23 protein-coding genes and 1 riboswitch are annotated in these 24079 nt (G+C 67.3%); of the genes, 12 read left to right on the top strand and 11 right to left on the bottom strand.

Annotation, left to right across the window (positions count from 1 at the left end; all coding sequences use genetic code 11):
- The 6 genes from AB4Z16_RS01215 (at nucleotide 1) to AB4Z16_RS01190 (ending at nucleotide 6881) form a co-directional block, all read left to right on the top strand.
- Entirely contained in the window at nucleotides 1-1134 is a 1134-nt protein-coding gene (locus AB4Z16_RS01215; protein ID WP_441509498.1) for an ABC transporter permease, read from the top strand.
- Nucleotides 1135-1170: 36 nt separating this feature from the next.
- Nucleotides 1171-3063: a heavy metal translocating P-type ATPase gene (locus AB4Z16_RS01210; RefSeq protein ID WP_441509497.1), complete on the top strand. Its 1893-nt coding sequence runs from the start codon at nucleotides 1171-1173 to the stop codon at nucleotides 3061-3063.
- 83 nt (nucleotides 3064-3146) lie between these two features.
- The gene (locus AB4Z16_RS01205; RefSeq protein WP_441509496.1) at nucleotides 3147-4268 is read left to right on the top strand and encodes an alpha/beta fold hydrolase; all 1122 of its coding nucleotides are present in this window, start codon (nucleotides 3147-3149) and stop codon (nucleotides 4266-4268) included.
- A 9-nt stretch (nucleotides 4269-4277) separates the two neighbouring features.
- Nucleotides 4278-5225, top strand: a complete 948-nt coding sequence (locus AB4Z16_RS01200; RefSeq protein WP_441509495.1) for a bifunctional enoyl-CoA hydratase/phosphate acetyltransferase — start codon at nucleotides 4278-4280, stop codon at nucleotides 5223-5225.
- The gene (locus AB4Z16_RS01195) at nucleotides 5222-6328 is read left to right on the top strand and encodes an acetate/propionate family kinase (RefSeq protein WP_441509494.1); all 1107 of its coding nucleotides are present in this window, start codon (nucleotides 5222-5224) and stop codon (nucleotides 6326-6328) included. The genes AB4Z16_RS01200 and AB4Z16_RS01195 overlap by 4 nt, the downstream gene beginning before the upstream one ends.
- A gap of 22 nt (nucleotides 6329-6350) precedes the next feature.
- Nucleotides 6351-6881, top strand: a complete 531-nt coding sequence (locus AB4Z16_RS01190; RefSeq protein ID WP_441509493.1) for a protein-tyrosine phosphatase family protein — start codon at nucleotides 6351-6353, stop codon at nucleotides 6879-6881.
- 37 nt (nucleotides 6882-6918) lie between these two features.
- Here AB4Z16_RS01190 and AB4Z16_RS01185 read toward each other — a convergent pair whose 3' ends face one another.
- The 6 genes from AB4Z16_RS01185 to AB4Z16_RS01160 all read right to left on the bottom strand — a co-directional run bounded on the left by AB4Z16_RS01185 (nucleotide 6919) and on the right by AB4Z16_RS01160 (nucleotide 12652).
- A complete protein-coding gene (locus tag AB4Z16_RS01185; RefSeq protein WP_441509492.1) occupies nucleotides 6919-7704 on the bottom strand; it encodes an ABC transporter ATP-binding protein in 786 nt (261 codons plus the stop codon).
- A complete protein-coding gene (locus tag AB4Z16_RS01180; protein WP_441509491.1) occupies nucleotides 7701-8744 on the bottom strand; it encodes a FecCD family ABC transporter permease in 1044 nt (347 codons plus the stop codon). The genes AB4Z16_RS01185 and AB4Z16_RS01180 overlap by 4 nt, the downstream gene beginning before the upstream one ends.
- The gene (locus AB4Z16_RS01175; RefSeq protein ID WP_441509490.1) at nucleotides 8741-9772 is read right to left on the bottom strand and encodes an ABC transporter substrate-binding protein; all 1032 of its coding nucleotides are present in this window, start codon (nucleotides 9770-9772) and stop codon (nucleotides 8741-8743) included. Before AB4Z16_RS01175 ends, AB4Z16_RS01180 begins: the two co-directional genes overlap by 4 nt.
- A gap of 273 nt (nucleotides 9773-10045) precedes the next feature.
- A riboswitch (cobalamin riboswitch) is annotated at nucleotides 10046-10255 on the bottom strand.
- A 34-nt stretch (nucleotides 10256-10289) separates the two neighbouring features.
- Complete coding sequence (locus tag AB4Z16_RS01170; protein WP_441509489.1) at nucleotides 10290-11294, bottom strand: 1-aminocyclopropane-1-carboxylate deaminase/D-cysteine desulfhydrase; 1005 nt, start codon at nucleotides 11292-11294, stop codon at nucleotides 10290-10292.
- A 24-nt stretch (nucleotides 11295-11318) separates the two neighbouring features.
- Nucleotides 11319-11714 (bottom strand): (R)-mandelonitrile lyase, encoded by a 396-nt coding sequence (locus AB4Z16_RS01165; protein WP_441509488.1) that lies wholly within the window; start codon nucleotides 11712-11714, stop codon nucleotides 11319-11321.
- Nucleotides 11715-11869: 155 nt separating this feature from the next.
- Nucleotides 11870-12652, bottom strand: a complete 783-nt coding sequence (locus AB4Z16_RS01160) for an IclR family transcriptional regulator (protein ID WP_441509487.1) — start codon at nucleotides 12650-12652, stop codon at nucleotides 11870-11872.
- Nucleotides 12653-12793: 141 nt separating this feature from the next.
- On the opposite strand from AB4Z16_RS01160, the gene AB4Z16_RS01155 reads away from it, so the two are divergent.
- The 6 genes from AB4Z16_RS01155 to AB4Z16_RS01130 all read left to right on the top strand — a co-directional run bounded on the left by AB4Z16_RS01155 (nucleotide 12794) and on the right by AB4Z16_RS01130 (nucleotide 17809).
- Nucleotides 12794-13456, top strand: a complete 663-nt coding sequence (locus AB4Z16_RS01155) for an amino acid ABC transporter permease (RefSeq protein ID WP_441509486.1) — start codon at nucleotides 12794-12796, stop codon at nucleotides 13454-13456.
- A complete protein-coding gene (locus AB4Z16_RS01150; protein WP_441509485.1) occupies nucleotides 13453-14103 on the top strand; it encodes an amino acid ABC transporter permease in 651 nt (216 codons plus the stop codon). Before AB4Z16_RS01155 ends, AB4Z16_RS01150 begins: the two co-directional genes overlap by 4 nt.
- Nucleotides 14090-14821, top strand: a complete 732-nt coding sequence (locus AB4Z16_RS01145) for an amino acid ABC transporter ATP-binding protein (RefSeq protein WP_441509484.1) — start codon at nucleotides 14090-14092, stop codon at nucleotides 14819-14821. The genes AB4Z16_RS01150 and AB4Z16_RS01145 overlap by 14 nt, the downstream gene beginning before the upstream one ends.
- A 41-nt stretch (nucleotides 14822-14862) precedes the next feature.
- Nucleotides 14863-15645: a transporter substrate-binding domain-containing protein gene (locus AB4Z16_RS01140; RefSeq protein ID WP_441509483.1), complete on the top strand. Its 783-nt coding sequence runs from the start codon at nucleotides 14863-14865 to the stop codon at nucleotides 15643-15645.
- Between the two features lie 182 nt (nucleotides 15646-15827).
- Complete coding sequence (locus AB4Z16_RS01135) at nucleotides 15828-16865, top strand: succinylglutamate desuccinylase/aspartoacylase family protein (RefSeq protein ID WP_441509482.1); 1038 nt, start codon at nucleotides 15828-15830, stop codon at nucleotides 16863-16865.
- Nucleotides 16865-17809, top strand: coding sequence for a threonine ammonia-lyase (locus AB4Z16_RS01130; protein WP_441509481.1), 945 nt, complete (start codon nucleotides 16865-16867; stop codon nucleotides 17807-17809). The genes AB4Z16_RS01135 and AB4Z16_RS01130 overlap by 1 nt, the downstream gene beginning before the upstream one ends.
- Here the strand turns inward: AB4Z16_RS01130 and AB4Z16_RS01125 are convergent.
- The 5 genes from AB4Z16_RS01125 to AB4Z16_RS01105 form a co-directional block, all read right to left on the bottom strand.
- Complete coding sequence (locus AB4Z16_RS01125) at nucleotides 17806-19086, bottom strand: four-carbon acid sugar kinase family protein (protein WP_441509480.1); 1281 nt, start codon at nucleotides 19084-19086, stop codon at nucleotides 17806-17808. The two genes, AB4Z16_RS01130 and AB4Z16_RS01125, sit on opposite strands and share 4 nt — an antisense overlap.
- 6 nt (nucleotides 19087-19092) lie before the next feature.
- On the bottom strand, nucleotides 19093-20367 hold the full coding sequence (locus AB4Z16_RS01120; RefSeq protein ID WP_441509479.1) for a ribulose-bisphosphate carboxylase large subunit family protein: 1275 nt from the start codon (nucleotides 20365-20367) through the stop codon (nucleotides 19093-19095).
- 123 nt (nucleotides 20368-20490) lie between these two features.
- Nucleotides 20491-21045 carry a VOC family protein gene (locus tag AB4Z16_RS01115; protein WP_441509478.1) on the bottom strand — a complete coding sequence of 185 codons (555 nt, stop codon included), beginning with the start codon at nucleotides 21043-21045 and terminating at the stop codon, nucleotides 20491-20493.
- 19 nt (nucleotides 21046-21064) lie between these two features.
- Entirely contained in the window at nucleotides 21065-22912 is a 1848-nt protein-coding gene (locus AB4Z16_RS01110) for a TRAP transporter large permease (RefSeq protein WP_441510099.1), read from the bottom strand.
- An 89-nt stretch (nucleotides 22913-23001) separates the two neighbouring features.
- On the bottom strand, nucleotides 23002-24018 hold the full coding sequence (locus AB4Z16_RS01105; protein WP_441509477.1) for a TRAP transporter substrate-binding protein: 1017 nt from the start codon (nucleotides 24016-24018) through the stop codon (nucleotides 23002-23004).
- Nucleotides 24019-24079: the final 61 nt, after the last annotated feature.

Genomic DNA, 24079 nt, shown 5'->3' with positions numbered 1-24079 from the left:
ATGGCCGCGCTCGTCATACACCTCCAGAACATCCTGCGCCTCGTGGTGAAGGAACTGCGCAGCCTGCGGGCAGACCCGATCATGTTGGTGCTGGTGGTCTATGCCTTCAGCATCGCCGTCTACACGGTCGCGACCGGCGTGACGCTCGAGGCTCGGGACCTGACGATCGGCATCGTCGACGAGGACCAGTCGGAATTCTCGCGCACGCTGCTCGGCGCCTTCAACCCCCCGCTCTTCAAGGTCTCGAAGCGCATCGCCGCCAACGAGATCGATGCCGAGATGAATTCCGGCCGCCTCGTTTTCGTGCTCGAGATTCCACCGAAGTTCCAGGCCGACCTGCAGGCGGGGCGAGCCGCGACGCTGCAGCTCAACATAGATGCCACTGCGATGAGTCAGGCTGGCAATGGCGCGGTCTATATCCAGCAGATCATCGCGCAGGAGATCGCGAACCGGCAGGCCGGGCGCGAGACGACGACCACGCTGCCGATCAATCTCGTGGTGCGGGCGCGCTTCAACCCCAATCTCGATTCCGGCTGGTTCAGCTCGGTGATGCAGGTGCTCAACAACGTCACGCTGCTGACCATCATCCTGACCGGCGCGGCGCTGATCCGCGAGCGCGAGCAGGGAACGGTCGAGCATCTCCTGGTAATGCCGGTCACTCCGATCGAGATCATGCTTGCCAAGATGGTCGCGAACGCCCTGGTCATCCTGGTGGCCGCGGTCGCCTCTCTCGTCCTCATCGTCGAATTGGCCTTGGGCGTCCCGATCGCCGGCTCGATCCCGCTCTTCGTGCTGGGAACCGCAATCTATGCCTTTTCCGTCGCAGCGCTCGGCATCCTGCTCGGCACCGTGGCGACGACGATGGGGCAGTTCGGCCTGCTCGCGATTCCGGTCTTCGTGGTCACGCAGCTTCTGTCCGGCGCGACGACCCCGATGGAGAGCATGCCGGTCTGGCTGCAGTGGATCATGCAGATCTTCAGCCCGACGCCGCATTTCGTATCCTTCTCGCAAGGCGTGCTCTATCGCGGCGCGGGGTTCGACGTGGTCTGGCCGGAGATTGCCAAGATCATTGCGATCGGCGCGGCCTATTTCGCCTTCGCGCTCGCCCGGTTCCGCAAGGTGATTTTCGCTTGAGGCGCGGCGGGCAGAGGCGGAACGGGAGCAGCGCCGATGCGTGAGATGGTCGTCCATCTGAGCCTGTTCGCCATCGCCTTGGCCGGTGCCATCGCTGGATTGATCGCAGGCCGTGTCAGCAGCGCATGGTCGCCGGACTTGATCTGGACGGCGGTCACCATCCCCGTGGCGGTTGCGCTGGCGGTCTCGATGCTCCGCGACATGCTGGCCGGGCGGCTCGGCGTGGATGCGATCGCGCTCGTCGCGATGATCGCGTCGATCGCGATGGGCGAGCCGCTAGCCGGCGCGGTCGTCGCCATGATGTATTCCGGCGGCAACCTGCTCGAGGACTATGCGCGCGGCAAGGCGGAGCGCGAACTCAGGTCGCTGCGCGACCGGACACCGCGCATCGCCCACCGGCAGGACGCGGACGGGCTCGTCGATATCGCTGCGGAGGAGGTGGCGGTTGGCGACGAGCTGCTGGTGCGGGCGGGCGAGATGCTGCCGGTGGATGGCGAGCTTCTCGATGCCGAGGCCCGGCTTGACGAATCCGCGGTCACCGGCGAGCCGCTGCCGGAGGCGAAGGCGAAGGGCGAGGCGCTGCGCAGTGGCACAGTCAACGCCGGCGAGGCGTTCCGCTACCGCGCTTCGGCGCCGGCGCGTGAGAGCACCTATGCCGGTATCGTCCGCATGGTTGAGGCGGCGCAGACAGCGAAGGCCCCCTTCATCCGCATGGCCGATCGCTTCGCGCTGCTGCTGCTGCCGGCGACCCTGGTCGTCGCCGGCCTCGCCTGGTGGCTGTCGGGCGATCCGATCCGCGCCCTCGCCGTGCTCGTCGTCGCCACGCCCTGCCCGCTGATCCTCGCGGCGCCGGTCGCCTTCATCGGCGGCGTCTCGCGCGCTGCCCGTGCCGGCATCCTGATGAAGGGCAGCTCGGCCATCGAGGCGCTCGGGCAAGTCCGCACGGCGATCTTCGACAAGACGGGTACACTGACCGAGGGCGGAGCCCGGCTGGTGGCGCTGGAGGCCGCGCCAGATGTCGAAGCGGCCGAGATCCTCCGTCTCGTGGCTTCGCTCGAGCAGGCCTCGCATCATGTGCTCGCCGAGACCCTGGTCGCGCTGGCGCGCCAGAAGGCGCGGCCGCTGTCGCAGCCAACCGAGGTGCGGGAATATCGGGGCTCGGGTCTGGAAGGCATCGTGGACGGCAGGCATGTCCGCGCCGGCTCGCGCAATCTCGTCCTGGGAGACGAGCCGCTCCCGGGTTGGGCGCGGACGGCGCAAGCGGGCCTCGACGGTGCTGCCGCTCTTGCCGTCTTTGTCACCATCGACGGGCAATTCGCCGGCTTTCTCGCCATGGCGGATGCGGTGCGGCCCGACGCGCGCGAGACGCTGGATCGCCTGCATGGTGCCGGGGTCAATCGCATCCTGATGGTGACGGGCGACGATGCCGGCACGGCGGCGGAGGTTGCCGCTCACCTCGCTATCGACGACGTCAAGGCCGAGTGCAGCCCCGCCGAGAAGGTCGCTGCCATCGCGGCGGAGAAGGCTCGTCAGCCGACGATGATGGTCGGCGACGGCTTGAACGACGCACCCGCGCTGGCCGCCGCCGATGTCGGTGTGGCGATGGGCGCCCGCGGTGCGACGGCCTCCTCCGAAGCGGCCGACGTGGTGATCCTCGTCGACAGGATCGACCGGGTCGCGGAAGCGGTCGTGATCGCGCAGCGGACGCGGGCGATCGCGCAGCAGAGCATCGTCGTCGGCCTCGGCCTGTCCGGGATCGCCATGATCTTCGCCGCCTTCGGCTACATTCCGCCCGTGGTCGGCGCGTTCCTGCAGCAGGGCATCGACATCGCCGTCATCCTCAACGCCCTGCGCACGCTAGTAGGCCCTATGGCGCGGCGCCCGACTGCGGAGGCCGCTCCGGCGCCGCGAATCGCGGAAGGGCTTTGACCTGTCGCAAGGCTGTCGCGGTTGCCTCGGCAAGATCGGCTGCCTACCTTCCGAATGTGATCGAGAAAACGGATGTTTCGACCATGGCGACGAGCCGAAGCGCGATAAAGACGTCTTCCCAGCCGGCGAACGGAGCCGACGAGCTCAGCCTGCCCTGGTTCTGGCCCGTCGACGCCGCCTTGCGCTTGACGGAGCGCAATCTCGATTTCCTCTCCGAAGCAGTGAAGATCACCCGGCCGCCGCCGCCGGGCTGGGCGACGCCACACACCGTCCGCCTCGACCTGCCGACGATGTCCTTGCGCGAATTCGGCAAGGCCGGCTCGGATGGTATTCCCGTGCTGGTCGACGCCCCCTATGCCGGGCACAGCGCGACCATCGCCGACTACGACAAGGGGCAGAGCCTCGTCGAGACGCTGCTCGCGAACGGCCTCGAACACGTCCTCGTCACCGACTGGAAGCCGGCGACGCAGGAGATGCGCTATTTCAGCATCGACACCTATCTGGCCGAGCTCAACGCCGCGATCGACGATCTCGGTGGCGTCGTGCATCTGGTCGGCCTCTGCCAGGGCGGCTGGCTGAGCGCGATGCTGGCCTCCCGCTTCCCGGGCAAGGTCAAGTCGCTGGTGCTGGCCGGCGCGCCGATCGACGCCGATGCCGGCGACGGGCCGATCAAGCGCATGGCGAAGACCATGCCGCTGAAGAGCTATCGCGCCATGGTCCGGACGGGGCGGGGCCTGATGCCGGGGCGCTTCATGCTGGCGGGCTGGAAGAACATGCATCCCGACGAGCACTACGTCGACAAGTACGTCCGGCTCTACCAGAACATCGCCGACAAGAACTATCTCGACCGGACCGAGACCTTCGCGGCCTGGTACGAGAACCCGCTCGACCTGCCCGGCGTCTACTACCTCCAGGCCATCGAGCAGATCTTCAAGGACAACCGCTTCGCCAAGGGCGAGTTCGTCGGGCTGGGCCGGCGCCTGAGCCTGAAGGACGTGACCTGCCCGGTCTATCTCCTGGCTGGCGCCGGGGACGACATCACCACCAGCGAGCAGGTCTTTGCGGCGGAGGACCTCGTCGGCACGCCGAAGAAGAAGATCGAGAAGAAGTTGGTGCCCGGCGGCCATATCGGCCTGTTCATGGGCCGCAAGACGCTTGGCGAAACCTGGCCCGGCATCGCCCGCTGGATCGCCGCGCAGAGCTAGAGAGGCGCCATGACGACGCTAACCTCCACCGAATATTTCCGCCTCGCGCTAGGCCGTTGCGAGGATCTCCCGGCGGTGCGGACCGGGGTGGTGCATCCCGTCAAGGCCAATGTGATCGAGGCGGTGGCCGACGCCGTGGCTGAGCAGCTCATCGATCCCGTGCTGATCGGTCCGGCCGCGCGCATCCATGCCGCCGCGCAGGAGGCCGGCATCGACATCTCGCCCTGGCAGGTCATCGATACCGAGCACAGCCATCAGGCGGCGGCGAAGGCGGTATCGCTGGCCGCCGCCGGCGAGCTCGAGGCGCTGATGAAGGGTTCGCTGCACACCGACGAACTGCTGGGCGCGGTCGTGCACGCCGATTCCGGCCTGCGGACCGAGCGGCGAATCTCCCATGCCTTCGTGATGCACATCGAGAGCTATCCCAAGCCCTTCATCATCACCGACGCCGCGGTCAACATCTCGCCCGATCTCGCCGCCAAGGCGGACATCGTCCAGAACGCCGTCAATCTCTGGCATGTCGCGCTGAACGGCATCGACGAGTTGCCCAAGGTCGCGGTGCTGGCGGCCGTCGAGACCGTGAACCCGCGCATGACAGCGACGCTCGATGCTGCCGCGCTTTCGAAGATGGCTGATCGAGGCCAGATCACCGACGCCATCGTCGACGGGCCGCTCGCCTTCGATAACGCCATCAGCGCGGAAGCGGCGAAGGAGAAGGGCATCGTCTCGGCCGTTGCCGGCCATGCCGACATCCTGCTCGTGCCCGAGATCGAGGCCGGCAACATGCTGGCCAAACAGCTCACCTTCCTCGGCGGCGCCGATGCGGCCGGGATCGTGCTTGGCGCGCGTGTGCCGATCATCCTGACGAGCCGGGCCGACAATCTGCGGGCGCGCCTACTCTCCTGCGTCCTGGCGGTTCTTCTGGCTGATGCGCGGCGCACGGGGCGGCTCAGGTGATCGATACCATCCTCGTCCTCAACGCCGGCTCATCCAGCCTGAAATTTCAGGTTTTCCGCAGCGACGACCTTAGCGTGCTCGCGCGCGGCAAGGCGGTGCGTCTCGGCGAGCCGGAGCCGGCCATGGATGCAGGCCTCGCGGACGGCCCGCGCGAGCGCATCGCGCTGCCGCAGGCCTGCGACCACGATACGGCGCTCTCCGCCGTCCTCGCCTTTGTCGACCGCCACGACGATGGCTGGAGCATGAAGGCGGTTGCCCACCGCATCGTCCATGGTGGCGAACGTTATGCCGATCCGGTCGTGCTGACGCCCGAGATCTTCGCCGCGCTGGAGGCGCTCTCGCCGCTGGCGCCGCTGCATCAGCCGCACAATCTCGCCGCGGTGGCGGCCGCCCGGCGCCTAATGGCCGACGTCCCCAACGTCGCCTGCTTCGATACCGCCTTCCACGCGCGGCACGATGCGCTCACCCATGAATTCGCGCTGGAGCAGGGACTGCGCGACAAGGGCATCCGCCGCTACGGCTTCCACGGCCTCTCCTATCAATGGCTGGAGATCGTGCTGGCCGAGCGGCATCCCGACCTCCATGCCGGCCGCGTCGTTGCTGCCCATCTCGGCAATGGCGCAAGCCTCTGTGCCATCCGGGGCGGGCGCAGCATCGATACGACGATGGGGATGACGACGCTCGACGGGTTGCCGATGGGCACGCGCTGCGGCGCGCTCGACGCCGGAGCGGTGCTCTACATGTTCCAGAGCCTGGGCATGAATGCGGGGGAGGTTTCGAACGCGCTCTATGAGCGCTCCGGCCTGCTCGGCCTCTCCGGCCTCTCCAACGACGTCGAGACGCTGCTGAACAGCGACGATCCCCGCGCGCGCTTCGCCCTCGATTATTTCACGCTGAAGGTCGCGCAGTTCAGCGCGGCGATGGCGGCGGCGATGGGCGGCATCGATGGCCTCATCTTCACCGGCGGCATCGGCGAACATGCCGCGCCGGTCCGTAGCGCGATCCTCGATCGCCTCACCTTCCTCGGCGATTTCAAGGTTCTGGTGATCCCGGCTAATGAGGAGAAGGTCATGGCTGTTCAGGCGAAGGCGCTGCTCGCCTGAGCGATAAGCAGGGGAGGCTGCGATGATCAGCGCCCGAACGGGTTTCATGCGACGCGTCGACCTGCCGGCGGCGATCGCCGGCGCCCTCTGGCTTGGGCCGATGCCGGGCCGGCTGCGGCCGCTGGTGGACGATCTGGCCGATCTGGCCCGGCGAGGCATCGCCCGCATCATCTGCCTGACGCCCTTCGAGGAGATCGAGTTGAAGGCGCCGGACTACGCCGCGCGGCAGTCCGACCTCGGCATCCCCGTCACATGCTTCCCGATCGGCGATTTCGGCGTTCCCGATGATGGCGGCGGCCTGAAGGCTCTCGCCGAACAGGCTGCTCGCGATCTCGAAGCGGGCAGGCAGCTGTTTGTTCACTGCGCCGCCGGCATCGGCCGGACCGGCATGGTCGCGACCTGTATCCTGGTTGCGCTCGGCCTGAGTGGTGCCGACGCGGTCGCAGCCATCGCCGCCGCCGGCTCGGGGCCGGAGACGGAGATCCAGAAGCAGCTGGTCGCGCGCTACGCCGAAGAGGCTGTGCATCCCGGAGACAAGACCTCCGGCTCGTGAGCGGGGTGCAAGACCTGCGGCACATTGGTGCCGGCCGTCACGCGCCCGCTTCGTCACGCTCCAGATCGACCAGATACTCGATATGGCGGCGTCCGGCGGTGCCCGGCCGGATCGCCACGGCGACACCGAAGACTTCGCGGATCGTCTCCTCCGTCAGCACAGATTCCGGAGCGCCCGCAACCAGCAGGCGCCCGTGATGCAGCAGCGCGATCTCGTCGCAGAACAGCGCGGCGAGGTTGAGATCGTGCAGCGCGACGATGCAGGTGATGCCGAGCCGCCGGATCAGCGTCAGAATAGAGAGTTGGTGCTGGATGTCGAGATGGTTGGTCGGCTCGTCGAGGATGAGCTCGCTCGGCTCCTGCGCCAGCGCCCGGGCGATGTGGACGCGCTGGCGCTCCCCGCCCGATAGCGTGTGCCAGAGCTGCTCGTGCCTCTCGGCGAGCCCGACGCGGGCGAGCGCCGCGTTGACGGCGGCCTCGTCCGCAGCGGCCCAGGAGGCGAGCGCGGCGCGATGCGGCGTGCGGCCGAGGCGCACGACGTCGCAGACCGAGAGCTGGACCTCGGTCGTCGCCTGCTGCTCGACGAAGGCAAGCCGGCGCGCCAGTTCGCGGCGTGGCACGGCGGCGATGTCGCGCGCGTCGAGCGTCACGACGCCGCTCGCCACGTTGCGCAATCGGCAGAGCAGCCGGAGCAGGCTCGATTTGCCCGAGCCGTTGGGGCCGATCAAGCCGAGGATGCGGCCGGGAGCGGCATGAAGCGTCACGCCGTCGACGATCATCCGTCCGGCTGCGCCCCAGCGCACATCTTGGGTCGCGAGCGTCATGCGGGCTTCCGGGCGCGGTAGAGGATCAGCGCGAAGGCCGGTGCGCCGAACAACGCGGTGACCACGCCGATCGGCAGGATCTGCTGCGGCACCAGCACGCGCGAGAGGATATCGGCGAGGATCATGAAGATCGCGCCGATGACGAGGCTGGCCGGCAGCAGCCGGGCATGGCCCGAGCCGACGAGGAAGCGCGCGGCATGGGGGATGACGAGGCCGACGAAGCCGATCGTGCCGACGATGCTGACCATCGCGGCGGTCATCACGGCGGTCGTTGCGAACAGGACGATCCTCACGCGCATTACCGCCACGCCCAGTGAGGCGGCGGCGTCGGCGCCGAACGCGAAGGCATCGAGCGCCTTGGCGTGCAGCATGCAGATGCCGAAGCCGATCAGCGCAACCGGGGTCGCGATCCACAGATCCGGCCAGCGCACCCCGCCGAAATTGCCCAGCAGCCAGAACATCACGCCGCGCGCCTGCTCGGCGCTGGCGAGCGTCGTCACGATGGTTGCGGTCGCGGCGTTGAAAAGCTGCGAGGCGGCGACGCCGGCCAGGATGACGCGGTCGCTCGCGCCGCCGGCCCCCGCCGCTAGCAGCGCGACGACGGCAAGCGCCGCGCAGGCGCCGATGAAGGCGCCGGTCGACAGGCTGACCGCCATGCCGCCGATGCCGACCCCGAGGATCAGCACCGCGACGGCGCCGGTGGAGGCGCCGGCCGAGATGCCGAGGATATAGGGCTCGGCCAGCGGGTTGCGCAGCAGCGCCTGCAGGATCACGCCGGAAAGCGCCAGCGCCCCGCCGCATAGCCCCGCCATCAGCGCCCGGCTCAGGCGGTAGTCGAAGATGACGCCCTGCTGGATCGCGCCGACCGGCAGGCCGAGATCGAACAATCCGTTGCCGAGCGCCTTGAGCGCGACATCGAACGGGATCGCCATCTCGCCGATCGTCACCGCCAGCGCCACCGAGACGGTAAGCGCCACCAGCGAGAGGAGCGCGATGCCGATCCGCGCCGGCCAATTCGGGCCGTGGGCGGCGTGGCTCAAGGGGTGAGGCCGAAGCTGGCGATCGCCTTGGCGAGCGTCTCGATCCCATCGACCGTGTCGAGCCCCGCGCGGGTCGCGCCCACGTCGATGATCACGACGCGGTTGTTCGTCACCGCGTCGAGCTTGCTGGCAACGGGGTCGGTCTTCAGGAATGCGAGCTTCTTTTCGATGTCATCAGCCGGGAAGCGGCGGCGGTCCATCTTCACGGTGACGATTACGGCCGGGTTGGCGGCGGCGATGCTCTCCCAGCCGACCAGCGGCCATTCCTCATTGGTGGTGATGATGTTGCGCGCCCCGAGCTTGGACAGGATATAGGCGGGCACGCCGTTCCTACCGGCCATGAAGCCGTCGCCCTTGATGTCCTTGCTGGAGAACCAGACGACGACGGGCACATCCTGCGCTTTCAGCTTCGCGACGGACTCGACCGCCTTGTCCTCGCGCGCCTTCAGTTCGGCGACAAGCTTCTCTGCGCGGTCGGAAACATCGAAGATCTGCCCGAACTCGCGGATGTTGCGATAGACCAGCTCCATCGAGAACATCTGCGTGCGCACGCCGTCACCCGGGCCTGAATTGTCCTTGCCGACGCAATCGGTCGGCGAGACATAGGTCGGCACCTTCACCTTGTGGAACTGGTCGCGCTTGCCGACGATGCCGTTCGGCCCGACATGCCATTCGAACATCGCGGTGACGAGATCGGGCTCCTGCCCGACCACCGCCTCGAAGCTCGGATCATTGTCGGCGAGGCGCTTCACCTTGGCGTTGACGGCCTCATAGGGCTTGGCCACCGGCGAGAACCAGACGGCGGTGCCGACCACCCGGTCTCCGAGGCCGAGCGCGTAGAGAATCTCTGTCTGGGTCTGGCCGATCGCGACCACGCGCTTGGGCGGTGCGTTGAAGGTGATGGTCTCCCGGCAATTCTCCAGCGTCAGCGGGTATTGCGTCGGCGCTGCGGCGACCGGCGCGGCGAACAGGACAAGGCCGGCTGCGGCGGCGAAAAGGGTGGGCAGCAGCGAAAAGGCGGGACGCATGGGGGCAACCGGGCTGACGCGGGCACCGCGTCGGCGAAACCGGGCGGTTTCGGCGCGATGTTCACAAGATGTAACAATGTTGCATTTCTCATAGGTCGCACGACGTGGACGCGTCAAGCGTGTCGCGGCCCTTGCGGCGGCCCGGCCGAAGATCATGGACATGGAATTCATCGCTCCCCGAGATGAGGCGGGGGAGCTTCGATGGATACGGCCGGAAGGCGCAGCTCTGGAGCCGGCCGCCGACGCGCACCCCTCCGGAACACCCCGCCCGAAAGACGCCTTGCGATCGCGGCAGGTCTCCTGGCTCACGGGTCGACGCCTGATCCGCCCGGCCTTCCCGGCGCAGGGCGCCAGTGGACGATGGACGGAGGGCTCGCCGCTTACAGTTGCGGGGGCAGCCTCGGCATTGGCGCGGGAAGCGCCTCACCGAATTCCCTCTTAGCTCCGGGCGTGACCCGGAGAACCTCGATCGAGCGGCACCATAGAGCGGCGCCGAAGCCCGTCAAGCGATACGACGTTAGGTCAGCGTCCGGAACAGGCTGAATTGCGAGAAGAGCGCGGCGGTGCCGCCGGTATGGAGCACGCAAGCGGGCTCGCCGCCGGCAATCCCTCCATCGGCAACCCGCTCGAGGAAGCAGGCGCAGGTCTTCGCGGTGTAGACATGTTCGATCAGGATGCCCTCGGTGCGCGCGAAGCTCAGGATGGCCGCTTCCGAGGCCGGAGTCGGGGCGCCCCAGCCGTCGCCGAGATAGCCCATGTGATAATGCAGGGGCGCGGCCTCCAGCGAGTCGACGTCGAGCCCCGTCCGCTCCCGCAGGCCCTCGTAGATCGCCCGGACACGCCCCGCCAGCTCCGTCAGCGCATACTCGACGCTGACGAGATGGATGCGGAAGGGGTGCCCCAGCAGGGCGTTGCCGAAGAGGAAGCCAGCCTCGGTCGGCCCCATCGAGCCGGCAAGAAAGACATGCTTGATCGGGGCTTCTTCACCTTGCGACTGCTCATGCAGCTCGAAGGCGGCCCGAACATAACCCATCGCGCCCAGCACGGGATCGCCGACGATGTAGGGCGTCCGGCCCTGCCGGGCGAGTTCTGCGGCGGCCGCTGCAAGCGCCGCGTTGCGCTGGCTTTCATCGACCGGTCCGAGGAAGCGCAACTCCGCGCCGAACAGCCGGTTGAGGAAGGAGGCCTGGCGGTTCTCCTGCGTGTCGGCCGCATTGTGCAGGACGAGGCAGTCGAGCCCGACGAGCGAAGCCGCCGCGGCCGTCAGACGGCAGAGATTGGAGCTGGCGCCGCCGCCTACTAGGAGGATATCGGCCTTCTGCCGCAGCGCGTCCCCCAGCCAGTATTCAAGGCTCCGCAGCTTGTTGCCGCCGAGCGCGATTGGCATCAGATCATCGCGCTTGGCGTAGATGCCGGGCCGCGCGAGCTTCTCCTCGAAACGGTGCAGCCGCTGAAGCGGCGTCGGAGTGTCGAGCAGAACGTGGCGGGCCTCGCGCAGGAGGCTGGAGAGCTCAGGCTTCATCGTTTCGCCCCACTATGCCGGCCATCAGCCGCCATACTGGTCGTCGGAGACCTGCTCCAGCCACTCCACGACCTTGCCGTTCTCGGCTTCCTGAACGGCGATATGGGTCATCCCGGTCGAAGGCGCCGCGCCGTGCCAGTGCTTTTCGCCGGGCGGGAACCAGACAACGTCGCCGGGCCGGATCTCCTCGATCGGACCGCCCCAGCGCTGCACCCGGCCGACCCCGCTGACGACGATCAGCGTCTGGCCGAGGGGATGCGTATGCCAGGCCGTCCGCGCCCCCGGCTCGAAGGTGACGCTCGCGCCCTGCACGCGCTCCGGCGCATGCGGATTGAAGAGCGGGTCGATCCGGACCGATCCGGTGAACCAGTCGGCCGGTCCTTTTCCGGATGGGCGCGAGCCCGCGCGCATGATCTCCATGACGATCTCCTGATGGTTTGAACTGCGGCGACCGGGAATCGGTGCTGTCGACAGCCACGCGAAGCCCATTGTTTCGGCAGGAGGGGATCACCCGAAGACTGCGACCGTCAAGGCCTCTCGCGCTGGTCGCAACGGCGTTCTCGATTGGGACTTTCTCAGAGCGAGAGCTGCGAACCCGCCTCCCGGCAGGAGGCCTTGAGCGCGAGCAGGATCGCCGCTTCATCGGTCGCGATGCCGTGCCGCTGCAGGCAGGGCACGAGGATCGCCGCTTCGGCATGACCGCTCGGGCCGATCACCGGGCAGGCGATGTCGGTCACCGCCATGATGTCGCGGCTCGGCGCGACGCGATGTCCGGTGGCGCGGATTTCCGCGAGGGTGCGATTGGTCTCGTCGCTCTCCAGCTTGTCGCGGTCGGCCTCGGAGGCCTCCTTCATCAATTGCCGGCGCCGCGTCTCGCTCTGGAAGGCGAGGATAAGCAGGCCCGAATTCGCGTCGAGCGCCGGCCTTCCATAGCCCGGCCGCACGATGACGCTGGCGTCGAGATGGCCGGAGGTGGTCGCGAGCACCACGGTCTGCGCCCGGCTCAGCACGACGAGATGCGCGGCCTGCCCGCTATCCTCGCTGAAGCGCTCCATCAGCGGCAGTACGATCGAGGTGAGCTGGCGCCCGCCCGGCGTGCGGATGCCGAGGTCGAACAATCGGCGTGACAGGGCGAGGCGGTCGGTGCCGGCCTCGCGGGCGAGATAGCCGCGCTGCTGCAGCACGAAGACCATGCGGAAGATCTCGCTTTTCGAGCGGGCGAGGCGCTCGGCGATCTCACGCGTCGAGAGCGGCTCGCCCGCCTCGGCGAGGAGCTCGAGGATGTCGAGCCCCTTCTCCAGCGCGGGCGCCGCGTAGGAACTTTTGTCTCCGTTCTCGGAGTCGGGCAGGTCGCTCATATCTTCCTGTTTCATATATGAAGCTTGACATCAAATAAGAAACGAACCTAGCCTCCTCGTAAAGGGGAGGCGGATGGTGCGGTGGCCTGATCATATCGCGCGTTCGAACAACGCTGCGAGACAGCCGCAAGGCGGCCGGGCATGAAATATGGCCTGCAGTTCCGCGATGTTTTCGCGGCCTGGGAATCGATCCTCGCCGGCGTCTGGGTCACGCTGCTCCTCTCGGCGGCGGCGATGATCGGCGGCCTCGTCATCGGCATCGCCTGCGCGGCGGCCCGCGTCTATGGCCCGGCCTGGCTGCGCCGGATCGTCGGCAGCTATGTCGAAATCATCCGCAACACGCCGCTGCTGGTGCAGCTCTTCCTGATCTTCTTCGGCCTGCCCAGCTTCGGCCTGAGGCTCGACGGTTTCACCGCCGCGATCATCGCGCTCGTCGTCAATCTCGGCGCCTATACCACCGAGATCGTCCGCGCCGGGCTCGAGGCCGTGCCCAAGGCGCAGGTCGAAGCCGGCCATTCGCTCGGTCTCTCCGGCCTGCAGGTTTTCCGCTATGTCGTGATGTTTCCGGCGCTGAAGGCGATGTTCCCGGCGCTCGCCAGCCAGTTCGTGCTGCTGATGCTGGCGACCAGCGTCGTCTCGCAGATCTCGGTCGAGGACCTCTTCCATGCGGCCTCGATCGTGCAGTCGCGCACCTTCCGCGACTTCGAGGTCTACACCGTCATCGGCGTGCTCTATCTCGGGCTCGCGATTGCCTTCCGCGGCCTGTTCGCGGGCATCTACTACTGGGCGTTCGTCAGGCGATGATCCGCGAATTCGGCCTCATCGATGTGATGTATCTGATCGCGGCGGCGCGCTGGACGCTGGCGCTCACCGTCACCGCCTTCATCGGCGCCTCGCTGATCGGCATCCTCATCGCCATCGCCCGCATCCTGCCCTTCGCGCCGCTGCGCTGGGTTTCGGCGGCCTATATCCACATCGTCCAGGGCACGCCGCTGCTGGTCTGGCTGTTCGTGATCTTCTTCGGCTTGCCGCTGATCGGCATCTCGGTCAATCCGTGGATTGCCGCCGCGACCGCCTTTTCGGTCTATGGCAGCGCCTTCCTGGGTGAGATCTGGCGCGGCGCACTGGTCTCGATTGCGAAGACGCAGTGGGAGGCCGGTGCCTCGCTCGGGCTCTCGCTCTGGGAGCAGCTGCGCTACATCATCGTGCCGCAATCGGTCCGGGTGGCGATCCCGCCGACGGTCGGTTTCCTCGTCCAGCTGATCAAGAACACCTCGCTCGCCGCGGTGATCGGCTTTGTCGAGATCACCCGCGAAGGACAGCTCACGGCGGCCGGCACCTACAAGCCCTTCGCCGTCTACATCACCGTCGCCGCGATCTATTTCGCGATGTGCTTCCCCCTCACGCAATGGAGCCGCTCGATCGAGCGGAAGCTCGATGTCGCTCGTTGAAATCCATGGGATCAACAAGAGTTACGGTGCCGTCCAGGTGCTGAAGGATGTGACGCTCGACGTCGCCAAGGGCGAGATCATCGCCGTGATCGGCCGCTCCGGCTCGGGCAAGAGCACGATGCTCCGCTGCATCAACGGGCTGGAGCCGGTGCAGGCCGGCGTCATCCGTGTCGACGGCACGCAAGTCAACGATCCCAAGACCAATCTGCGCAAGCTGCGCCAGGAGGTCGGCATCGTCTTCCAGAGCTTCAACCTGTTCCCGCATCTCTCGGTCTGCGACAACATCACCTTGGCGCCACGGGTGGTGAAGAAGCAGGCGCCGCAGGCCGCCCGCGAGGTGGCGCGCGAGGTGCTTGCCCGTGTCGGTCTTGCCGACAAGCTCGACGCCTATCCCTCGCAGCTTTCCGGCGGCCAGCAGCAGCGCGTCGCCATCGCTCGCTCGCTCGCCATGCGGCCGAAGCTGATGCTGTTCGACGAGGTCACCTCCGCCCTCGATCCCGAACTGACCGGCGAGGTGCTCAAGGTCCTCGAATCCGTCGCGCAGGAAGGCATGACCATGATCCTGGTGACGCATGAAATGGGTTTCGCCCGCCGCTTCGGCTCGCGCGTCGTCTTCATGCATGAGGGGCGTATCCACGAGCAGGGCCCGGCCGCTGCCGTGCTGGCTGAGCCGAAGACGCCGGAACTCCAGACCTTCCTCAGCGCTGTCCTGCACTGAGGCGGAACCAAAAACCGACATCAACGAGGGGAGAAAAGACGATGCGTTCATTGTTCGCAGGTTTAGCCGCCCTGGCGGTCGCAGCCTTCGGTGCGGCGGAGGCCAAGGCCGACAAGCTTCAGGACATCCTGTCCAAGGGCGTGGTGCGCATCGGTGTACCGCTCGACGCGCCGCCCTTCGGCGCCCAGGATGCCGACCGCAAGCCGATCGGCTTCGACATCGAGATGGCCGAAATGGTCGCCAAAGGTCTCGGTGTGAAGCTGGAGATGCAGCAGATCACCGGCGCCAACCGCATCCCATTCCTGATGACCGACAAGGTCGACATCGTCATCTCGGTGATGGGCCTGACCCCTGAGCGCGCCCGGCAGATCCAGTTCACGGCGCCCTACGCCAACACCTTCCTGGCGGTCTACGGCGCCAAGAATTCGACGGTGAGCAGCCCGGAGACGATCGGCTCCGCGCGTGTCGCCGCCGCCAAGGGCACGACGCAGGAGCTCGCCATCTCGGCAGCGGCGCCCAAGGCCAGCCTGATGCGGACCGAGGACGATGCCACGGCAGCGGCGGCCTATATCACCGGCCAGGCCGATCTGCTCGCCACGAACTCGATCGTGGCGCAGGCGCTCGCCAAGCAGAACCCGAACAAGGAGTTCGAGCGGAAATTCGTCATCCGCCGCAGCCCGGCGCATATGGGCGTGCAGATGGACCAGCATAATCTCGTGCGCTGGCTCGACGGCTTCATCTTCTTCAATTCCATGAACGGCGAGCTGGACCGGCTCCATCGCAAGTATCTGGATATGCCGATGGACCCGCTGCCGACGCTCTAGTCGGAGCCACATCCGTCATTCTCGGGCGAAGCGTAGCGCAGACCCGAGAATCTCCTGACCAGAAGGCGCTGGTCGGGAGCCTTCTTCTGCCGGAGATGCTCGGGGCAAGCCCGAGCATGACGGCTCGTCTCGCCCTTCCTTTGCCGGAGAGGGCTCCCAAGCCACGTCCCATCGAGCCCGCCATGACCAGCTCCCGCCCCAAGCCGAACCCGCGCCCCTCCAGCGCCTTCCTCACCGTCGATCTCGACCGGGAGGGCAAGCAGACCGGCTTCCTGATGATCCCGCACTCGCCGCATGACGATGCCTGGGGCGCGACGCGCGTGCCGATCGCCGTGATCAAGAACGGCGCCGGCCCGACCGTGATCATGGAGGGCGGAAACCATGGCGACGAATACGAGGGCCCGATCACGATCTGCGATCTGATCCGCGATCTCGATCCCGGCCGCGTCCAGGGCCGCCTCATCCTGATGCCGGCGAACAATGTCCATGCCGTCATGGCCGGTCAACGCACCTCGCCGGTCGACGGGCTGAACTTCAACCGCACCTTCCCGGGCGATCCGCGCGGCACCATCACCCAGCAGATCTCGGCCTTCGTCAGCGACCATATCCTGCCGATCGGCGACGCCTTCCTCGACCTGCATTCGGGCGGCTCCTCGCTCGACATCATCCCGAGCGCCATCGTCGAGCCGACTGATGACCCGGCGCTGCACAAGCGCAACGTCGCCGCCGTGCAGGCCTTCGACGCACCGATGACCGTCGTCATCAGCAATCTCGGCGAGCCCCGTACGGCGACCGCCGCCGCCTGCCGGGCCGGGCTCGTCACGGTCGGCACGGAGATGGCCGGCGCCGGCACGGTCTCGCTCGAAGCGCTTTCGGTCTGCCGGCGCGGCGTCGCCAATGTGCTCGACCATCTCGGCGTCGTCGTCAGGGAGAAGCCTGAGCCGAAGCGCGGCGACGGCCAGATCCTCGAACTGCCCGGCATCTCCGCTTACGTCTATGCGACGGCGGACGGCATCTTCGAGCCCTTCCACGCCAATGGCACCAAGGTCAGCGCCGGCGAACCGGCCGGCCGCATCCACTGCACCTGGGACCCGGCGCGCCCGCCCGAGACGCTGCACTACGCCGCCGACGGCATCCTTTATGGCCGTCGCCAACCCGGCCGCGTGAAGCCGGGCAATTGCTGCCTGATCGTCGCGGCGCCCTATCGCGGAACCCTGTGATGATCGCGCTCGACGAGATCCGCGCCGCCCGTGAGCGCATCGCGCCCCACATCCGGAAAACCCCGATGCTGCCCTATGCGAAGACGCGCGGCGGCGATTTCGGCGGCGACGTCACGCTGAAGCTCGAATTGCTGCAGGCCGCCGGCTCCTTCAAGGCGCGCGGCGCGATGAACCGGCTCCTGACGCTGTCGAAGGATGAGCTCGCGCGCGGCGTCGTCACCGCATCGGGCGGCAATCACGGCCTCGCCATTGCCCGCTCGGCCCATGTGCTCGGCGTGCCCGCGACGATCTTCCTGCCGTCCAACGCGGCGCCCGACAAGATCGCCAAGCTGCGCGACTGGGGCGCGGACGTCCATATCGTCGGCGCGATCTGGGACGATGCGAATGCGGCTGCACTCGCCCATTCAGCAAAGACCGGCGCGACCTATGCTCATCCGTTCAGCGATCCCGTCGTTGTGGCGGGGCAGGGCACGCTCGGCCTCGATATCCTCGACGACATGCCGGACGTGGACATCATCCTCGTCGCCATCGGCGGCGGCGGTTTGATCACTGGCCTCTCGACGGCGGTGAAGGCTTTGCGCCCACAGACGCGGATCATCGGCATCGAGCCTGTGGGCTCCCCAACTCTGCATGCCTGCCTCGCCGCCGGGCGCTTGGTCGCGCTCGACCGGCTGGAGACACGCGTCGCCACCATGTCCTGCCGCCAGACGGATCAGGCGATCTATGAGGCGGTGGCCCGCAATGTCGACGAGATCGTGCTGATCACCGATGCCGAGATGGAACAGGCGGCGAAGTCGCTCTGGTTCGAATTCGGCATCGCAGCCGACCTGTCGGGCGCAGCCGCGCTGGCGGCGCTGCAGTCCGGACGGGTCGCGCTTACCGGCGGCGAGAAAGTCTGCGCGCTGGTCTGCGGTGCCGGAACCGATGGCTGCTTGCCGAGTTAGGCGCGGACCTCGTCGTTGAAGAAGCCGGGCGGACCCATCTGTCCGCCTTTCAGCACGATATCGAGCCCGTCGAGACGCGGATCTTCGGAATGGGCGCGGCAGAACGGGGCGCCGGGCACGCATGGTCCGCGATAGGACAGGCCCCAGAGAGGCAGGGCGCGGATAGCCATGGTCGAGGTGTCGCCACCGGCTACGACGAGCCGGCTAAGGCGCGCCTCGGCCATGATCGCGGCAAGCAGGCGCCCGGTCGCGCCCGCCACTTTAGCGGCTGATGCGGGCGCGCCCTCCGGCTGCTCGGTCACCAGCATCACGTCACCTTGGGCAAGCTCGGAAAGGGTCGCTGCCTGCAACTGGGCGCCATAGGCTTCGTCCGAGAGCAGCCGTTCCGGCCGAACAGGAAGCATCGTATAGCCTCTGGCGGTTTCAACCTGAGCGCGGGTCACCGGCGACAGACTACCGACGAGGGCAAGCAAGGGCCCGCCGTGGCGCTGATGGGTCTCGTCGGCCAGCGCGGCGGCGAACGCCCTTGGATGCCCGGCCGCGAAGGCGCGTGCAACCGAGCTGGCGCCCACGGCCAGCATCGGCCCATTCTCCAGCGAAGTCGCAAGCAATCCGCCGATCGCCGCGAGGTCGGCTTCGGCGGCGACATCGAAGAGAACGGCCGCGTTTCCGTTGGAGAGAGCATCGGCCTGTGCGACCGAGTGGCCCGCATAGGCACGGAAGTCGACGAGCCCGACATCGTCGAGGCCTTGCGCGGCAAGATGCCGGCGCAGATCGGCCTCCGCCATCGGCGTCACCGGGTGGCGGCTCATCGTCGGGTGCCGGTCGATGCGGTGGATCGTGCCGTCGCCGCCAGCCGCGAACAGGTTTCCGAACAGGCAGAAGCGCCCGAGATTGGGTTGACCGCCGAGGATCGGCACGAGCGGGTTCGGAAAGAAGGGTCTCAGCGCCGCAACCGCCGCGCCGATGCTGCCGATATGGGGCGCGCTGTCGAAGGTGGAGCAGCATTTGTAGTGCATCAGCCCGACGCCGCGTTCGGCGAAGAAGCGCCCGATCTCGGCAAGCTCGGCTGCGATCGCCTCCGGCGCCATGGCCCGGCTCGCCCCGGCGATGCCGATCGCGTCGAGCGGACCGGCGGCGTCGAGCTGTGCGGCGCTCGGCTGGCTTAGGAAAAGCAGGGCCCGAAATCCGCCTTCGGCCAACGTTGCCAGCGTATCGGTCGAGCCGGTGAAATCGTCGCCATACCAGCCATAGAGAGGCGTGCGCTTCGCAGTCACGGCGCGCTAACCCGCCTCGCCGCCGAAGGTGTCGAGTGCCTGTTGCAGCTCGGGATGCGCGCGGGCTGCCTCGGCGATCGGCATGCCGTCGGCGACCGCCGCCCACGCCTGCCGGATGCTGGCGACGCCGGCCTTTGGCCCGCCAGGATGGGCGAGGATGCCGCCGCCGGCCATGAACAGCAGGTCATCATGGCCGATCGCGTCCCAGGTCGGTTGCGCGGTGCCGGCCCATTGCCCGGAGGAGAAGGCGGGCATCACCCGGTCGTCGGCTCCTTCCGTCAACGGCGTCACGCAATCCCTGGCGGAGGTCACGACCTCCTCGTCCTCCTGCGCGAATTTCCCCTTCAGGCCATGGACATGCATATGATCGACGCCAGCCAGCCGCCACAGCACCTGATAGGCCTGGAAGCCGATGCCGAGCAGCGGGTGGCGCGAGAGGGCGCCATAACCGTTGCGATGCCCGTGCAGGGCAAGATCGGTCGAGCGGCGCAGGCTCTCGATCGCGGAGAAACCGCACCAGTTCAGGCTCGCCATCACGCAGGAGCCGCCTTCGCGCGCGACGAGATCGGCATGGCGGCGCATCGCGTCGGTCTCGTCGGTGATGTTGAAGGCGACCATGACGTGCTTGCCGGTCTTGTCCTGATGCCGGCGCACGGCCGCCATCACCGCCGGAATGCGCTCGGCCAGCGGCGCATGCACCGGATCGGCCGAGATCTCGTCATCCTTGATGAAGTCCAGCCCCGCCTCGCAGAGGCCTGCGACGAGCTCGGCCGTCTGCGCGGCGCTCAGGCCGACATTCGGCTTGATGATCGAGCCGACGAGCGGCCCTTTTGCCACGCCGGTCAGGCGGCGCGTGCCGGCAATGCCCTGCGCCGGCAGCGGGAAACGCTGGCGATAGGACCAGGGCAGCGAAATGCTTTCGAGCCGCAGGCCCGTGACTTCGCCGAGATCGTAGAGATTGCCGGCGACGACGGCAGCCAGCGTCGCGAGATTGGCGCCGACATTGTCGACCGGGAAGGAGATAGTGATCCGCGCCCGACGCCATGGCCCGCCGACGCCCTTTCGGGCGAGCCAGGCATTCGGCAGGCTGGGCTCCGTCGCCGGCGCCAGCTCCTCGATCCGCGTGACGACGGCACGGGCCCGCTCGCGTAGTTCGTCGGTCTCGCCGGCGACGCGGGCGAAGGTGCCGCAGGATTGCTCGCCCGCCATCACCTCCGCGACCTCAGCCGGGTCGAGCGGGGTTTCGATCAGGTAGGTCGCTTCGAAGCGGTTCTCGGTCATCGCACGCATCCAGGCCGTTCATAAGGCGTCATTCTCGCGCTTGACCCGAGAATCTCAGGACCAGAGGGCGCTGGTCCTGAGATGGTCGGGTCAAGCCCGACCTGACGTGGCGCTTTCGCGATCTCAGGCCGCCGCCGCAGTGAGCTTGCTCAGGTCCGGGAAGGGCCGGACGGGGTCCTTGCCGTCCCAGGTCTCCGAGGCCTCGCGGATCAGCCGGAACATCTCGCCCTTGGGTCCGGCGACCTCCGAGAGCTCGATCACCGTGCCCGGATGGTAATGCGTGTCGAAATAGACGAAGCGGCCGCGTTCGCCGACCTCGCCTGACATCACCGGCTTGAAACCCTCGGCAAGGAGGCGCTCCATGTCGGCGTCGTAGTCCGAGGTCCAGTAGGCGACGTGCTGCAGGCCGGTCAGCCCCGCATCGGTGAAGTCCTTGTACATGGACGGCACGGCGTTGCGGCACTGGATCAGCTCGATCTGGAGCGGGCCGGAATTGGCCAATGCCACCGAGTTGTGCGGCTCGTAGGCCTCGCCCTTGTAGCGGTAGTTCCTGATCGGAACCTTCGGATTGTAGAAGAACGGCCCGACGCCCAGCACGCGGCTCCAATAGTCCATCGCCGCCTCGATATCCGGGACGACATAGCCGGCCTGACGGATCTGGCCAAAGAAGCGGCTCATGGGCGTTGCTTTCTGAGTATCAGGTTCTGAGGAAGCCGATGGAGATCCACGGCACGGCAGCGACGACGACGAGGCCGATGAGCAGGGCGAGGATGTAGCCCCAGATGTATTTCAGGCCTTCGTCGGGATTGATCTTGCTGATCGCGCAGGCCCCGTAATAGCCGACGCCGAAGGGCGGGGCGAAAAGCCCGATGCCCATCGCGAAGATCACGACCATCGAATAGTGCACCTCATGCACACCGACCTGCTTGGCGATCGGGAAGACCAGCGGCCCGAACAGCACGATCGCGGGGATGCCCTCAAGCACGCTGCCGAGGATGGTGAAGGCGACGATCGAGATGGCGAGGAAGCCCCAGCTTCCGCCCGGCACGGCCGCCATCATCTGGGCGAGGTCGCGCGAGAAGCCGGATTGCGTCAGGCCCCAGGCCATCGCGGTGGCGCAGCCGATGATGAAGATGATGGCGCCGGTGAGCGAGGCCGTTTCGACCAGCATCCGCGGCAGCCGGCGCCAATCGAACTGGCGATAGAGCAGGATGCCGGCCAGCACCGCATAGGCGATGCCGATGGTGGAGACTTCCGTGGCTGTCGCCACGCCCTCGACCACCGCGGCGCGGATGACGAAGGGCAGGGCGATGGCCGGGGCCGCGATCAGGGCAAGCTTGGCGATCTCGCGCTTGGAGAAGCGGGTGACGTTGCTGAGGTCTTCGCCGCGGCAGCGCCACCAGACCACGAAGCAGAGCGCCGCGCCCAGCACCACGGCGGGCAGCATGCCGCCGGTGAACAGCGCCGCGATCGAGACGCCGGTCACCGAGCCGATGGTGATCAGCACGATCGAGGGCGGGATCGTCTCGGTCTGCGCGCCAGTCGCCGAAAGCAGGGCGACGAGGTCGCCGGGCTTGGCGCCGCGCTTCTTCATCTCGGGGAAGAGAACCGGCGCGATCGCCGCCATGTCGGCGATCTTCGAGCCGGAAATGCCGGAGACCAGATACATCGCGCCGACCAGCACATAGGACAGGCCGCCCCGGACATGGCCGAGCAGGCTCGCCAGGAACTGGATCATGGCGCGCGCCATGCCGGTCATCTCGATCAGCGCGCCCAAGAAGATGAAGAGCGGCACGGCGAGCAGGATGAGATGGCTCATGCCCTCGTCGAGCCGGCCGACCATGACGAGCATCGGCGTCGACGTCGTACAGGCGAGGTAACCGAAGGTGGCGAGCGCGAAGGAGAAGGCGATCGGCACACCGGAGAAGACGTTGAGTGCGACGACGCCGACGAAGAAGACGATCAGGTTGAGCTTGCCAAGCGGCTTCAGCATCGGCCCGATGAGCCAGAACAGCAGCACGAGCAGCGCCGTCAGCCCGATCGCCATGAGCACCGGCTTCAGCGAGCCGAAGCGCAGCAGCCGGCAACCCGCCGCGATCAGCATCAGCCCGACGCCGACCGGAATCGCCGCTGCCCGCCAGGCATTGGTGATCTCCAGCGCCGGGGTAACGATGAAGCTCTCCTCCTGCGCATACTCGATCGCATGCGGGATGATCAGCAGCAGGAAGGCGATGGAGGCGGTGATCGCGACCGCCTCCAGCAGCGCCCGCGTCGGCGGCGAGACGCGGCTGACGAGGCCGGTCATCCGCATATGCTCGCCGCGCCGCAGCGCCACGACGGCGCCGAGCATCGACAGCCACAGGAACAGGATCGAGGCGAGCTCGTCCGACCAGACGAGCGGTGCATGGAAAACGTAGCGGGCCGCCACGCCCGCCCCGAGGATGATGATCTCGACCAGCACCAGCACTGCCGCCGCCGTCTCGACCAACCCGCCCAGCACGCGGTCGAGATGGCCTGCGAAGCGGCCGATCCCGGTCGTGGGCATGGCGGCAGCGGGAAGGGTCGCGCTGTGAACATCCATCGGGGCGTTTCCTGTTTTATGCGTTGGGTGCCTTATAGGCCCGCCCGCATTCCTCAGGCCAGCTTGCCGACGGCGCCTTCGAGCAGGCTCCAGGCCTCCGCTCCGAAGCGCTCCTGCCACTCCTTGTAGAAGCCGGAATCGCGCAGCTTGGCGCGGAAGGATTCGGGGTCGGTCTTGTTGAAGGCGAGGCCCTTCGATTGCAGGTCCGCCTGCACGGTTTCGTTGAGTTTCTTGATGTCGCCGCGCTGGGCGACGCCGGCATCGTTGATCGCATTGGCGACGATCGTCTGGATGTCGGCCGACAGGCCGCGCCAGGCGCGTCCGTTGGCGATGAACCAGAAACCGTCCCAGATATGGTTGGAGACGGCGCAGCTCTTCTGCACCTCGTAGAGCTTGGCGACCTGGATGATCGGCAGCGGGTTCTCCTGCGCGTCGACGACCCTGGTCTGCAACGCCGAATAGACTTCCGAGAACTGCAGGCTCGCCGGGGCGGCGTCGAGCGCCTTGAACATCGAGATCGAGAGCGGGCTCACCGGCACGCGGATCTTCAGGCCGGCCATTTCCTTGGCCGATTCGATCGCCTTGCCCGAGGTGGTCATCTGGCGGAAGCCGTTGTCCCACATCTTCTCGAAGGCATAGAGGTTCACCTTGGAGATGGCGTCACGGACATGGGCGCCGAGCTTGCCGTCCATCGCCTTCCAGACCTGATCGTAATCGGCGAAGGCGAAGCCGACCGCGTTGATCGCCGCGACCGGCACCAGCGTCGCGATGACGAGCGCGGAGGGCGTGAAGAAGGTGATGCCGCCATTGCGCACCTGGCTCAGCATGTCGGTGTCGCCGCCGAGCTGGTTGTTCGGGAAGATCTTGATCTCGACCCGGCCGTTCGTCTCCTTCGCCACGCGCTCGGCCGCTTCCTGGGCGCGGATGTTGAGCGGGTGGCTGAGCGGCAGGTTGTTGCCGTATTTCAGCTCGATCTCGGCGGCGCGCGCGATGTGCGGCATGCCGATGAGCGAGGCGGCGGGGGCGGCGGCCAGCGTGCGCAGCACCGTGCGGCGCGTGAAGTTCGTCATGGTGGTCCTCCCGATATCGCTGATGCGATTTGATTTGTTTGAGGTCTTCTTGCCTCAAGAG

This window comes from Allobosea sp. TAF32 (genome assembly GCF_052113585.1).
In the GTDB taxonomy this organism is placed as follows: Bacteria; Pseudomonadota; Alphaproteobacteria; order Rhizobiales; family Beijerinckiaceae; genus Allobosea.
This window is presented reverse-complemented; position numbering and strand designations above follow the sequence as displayed.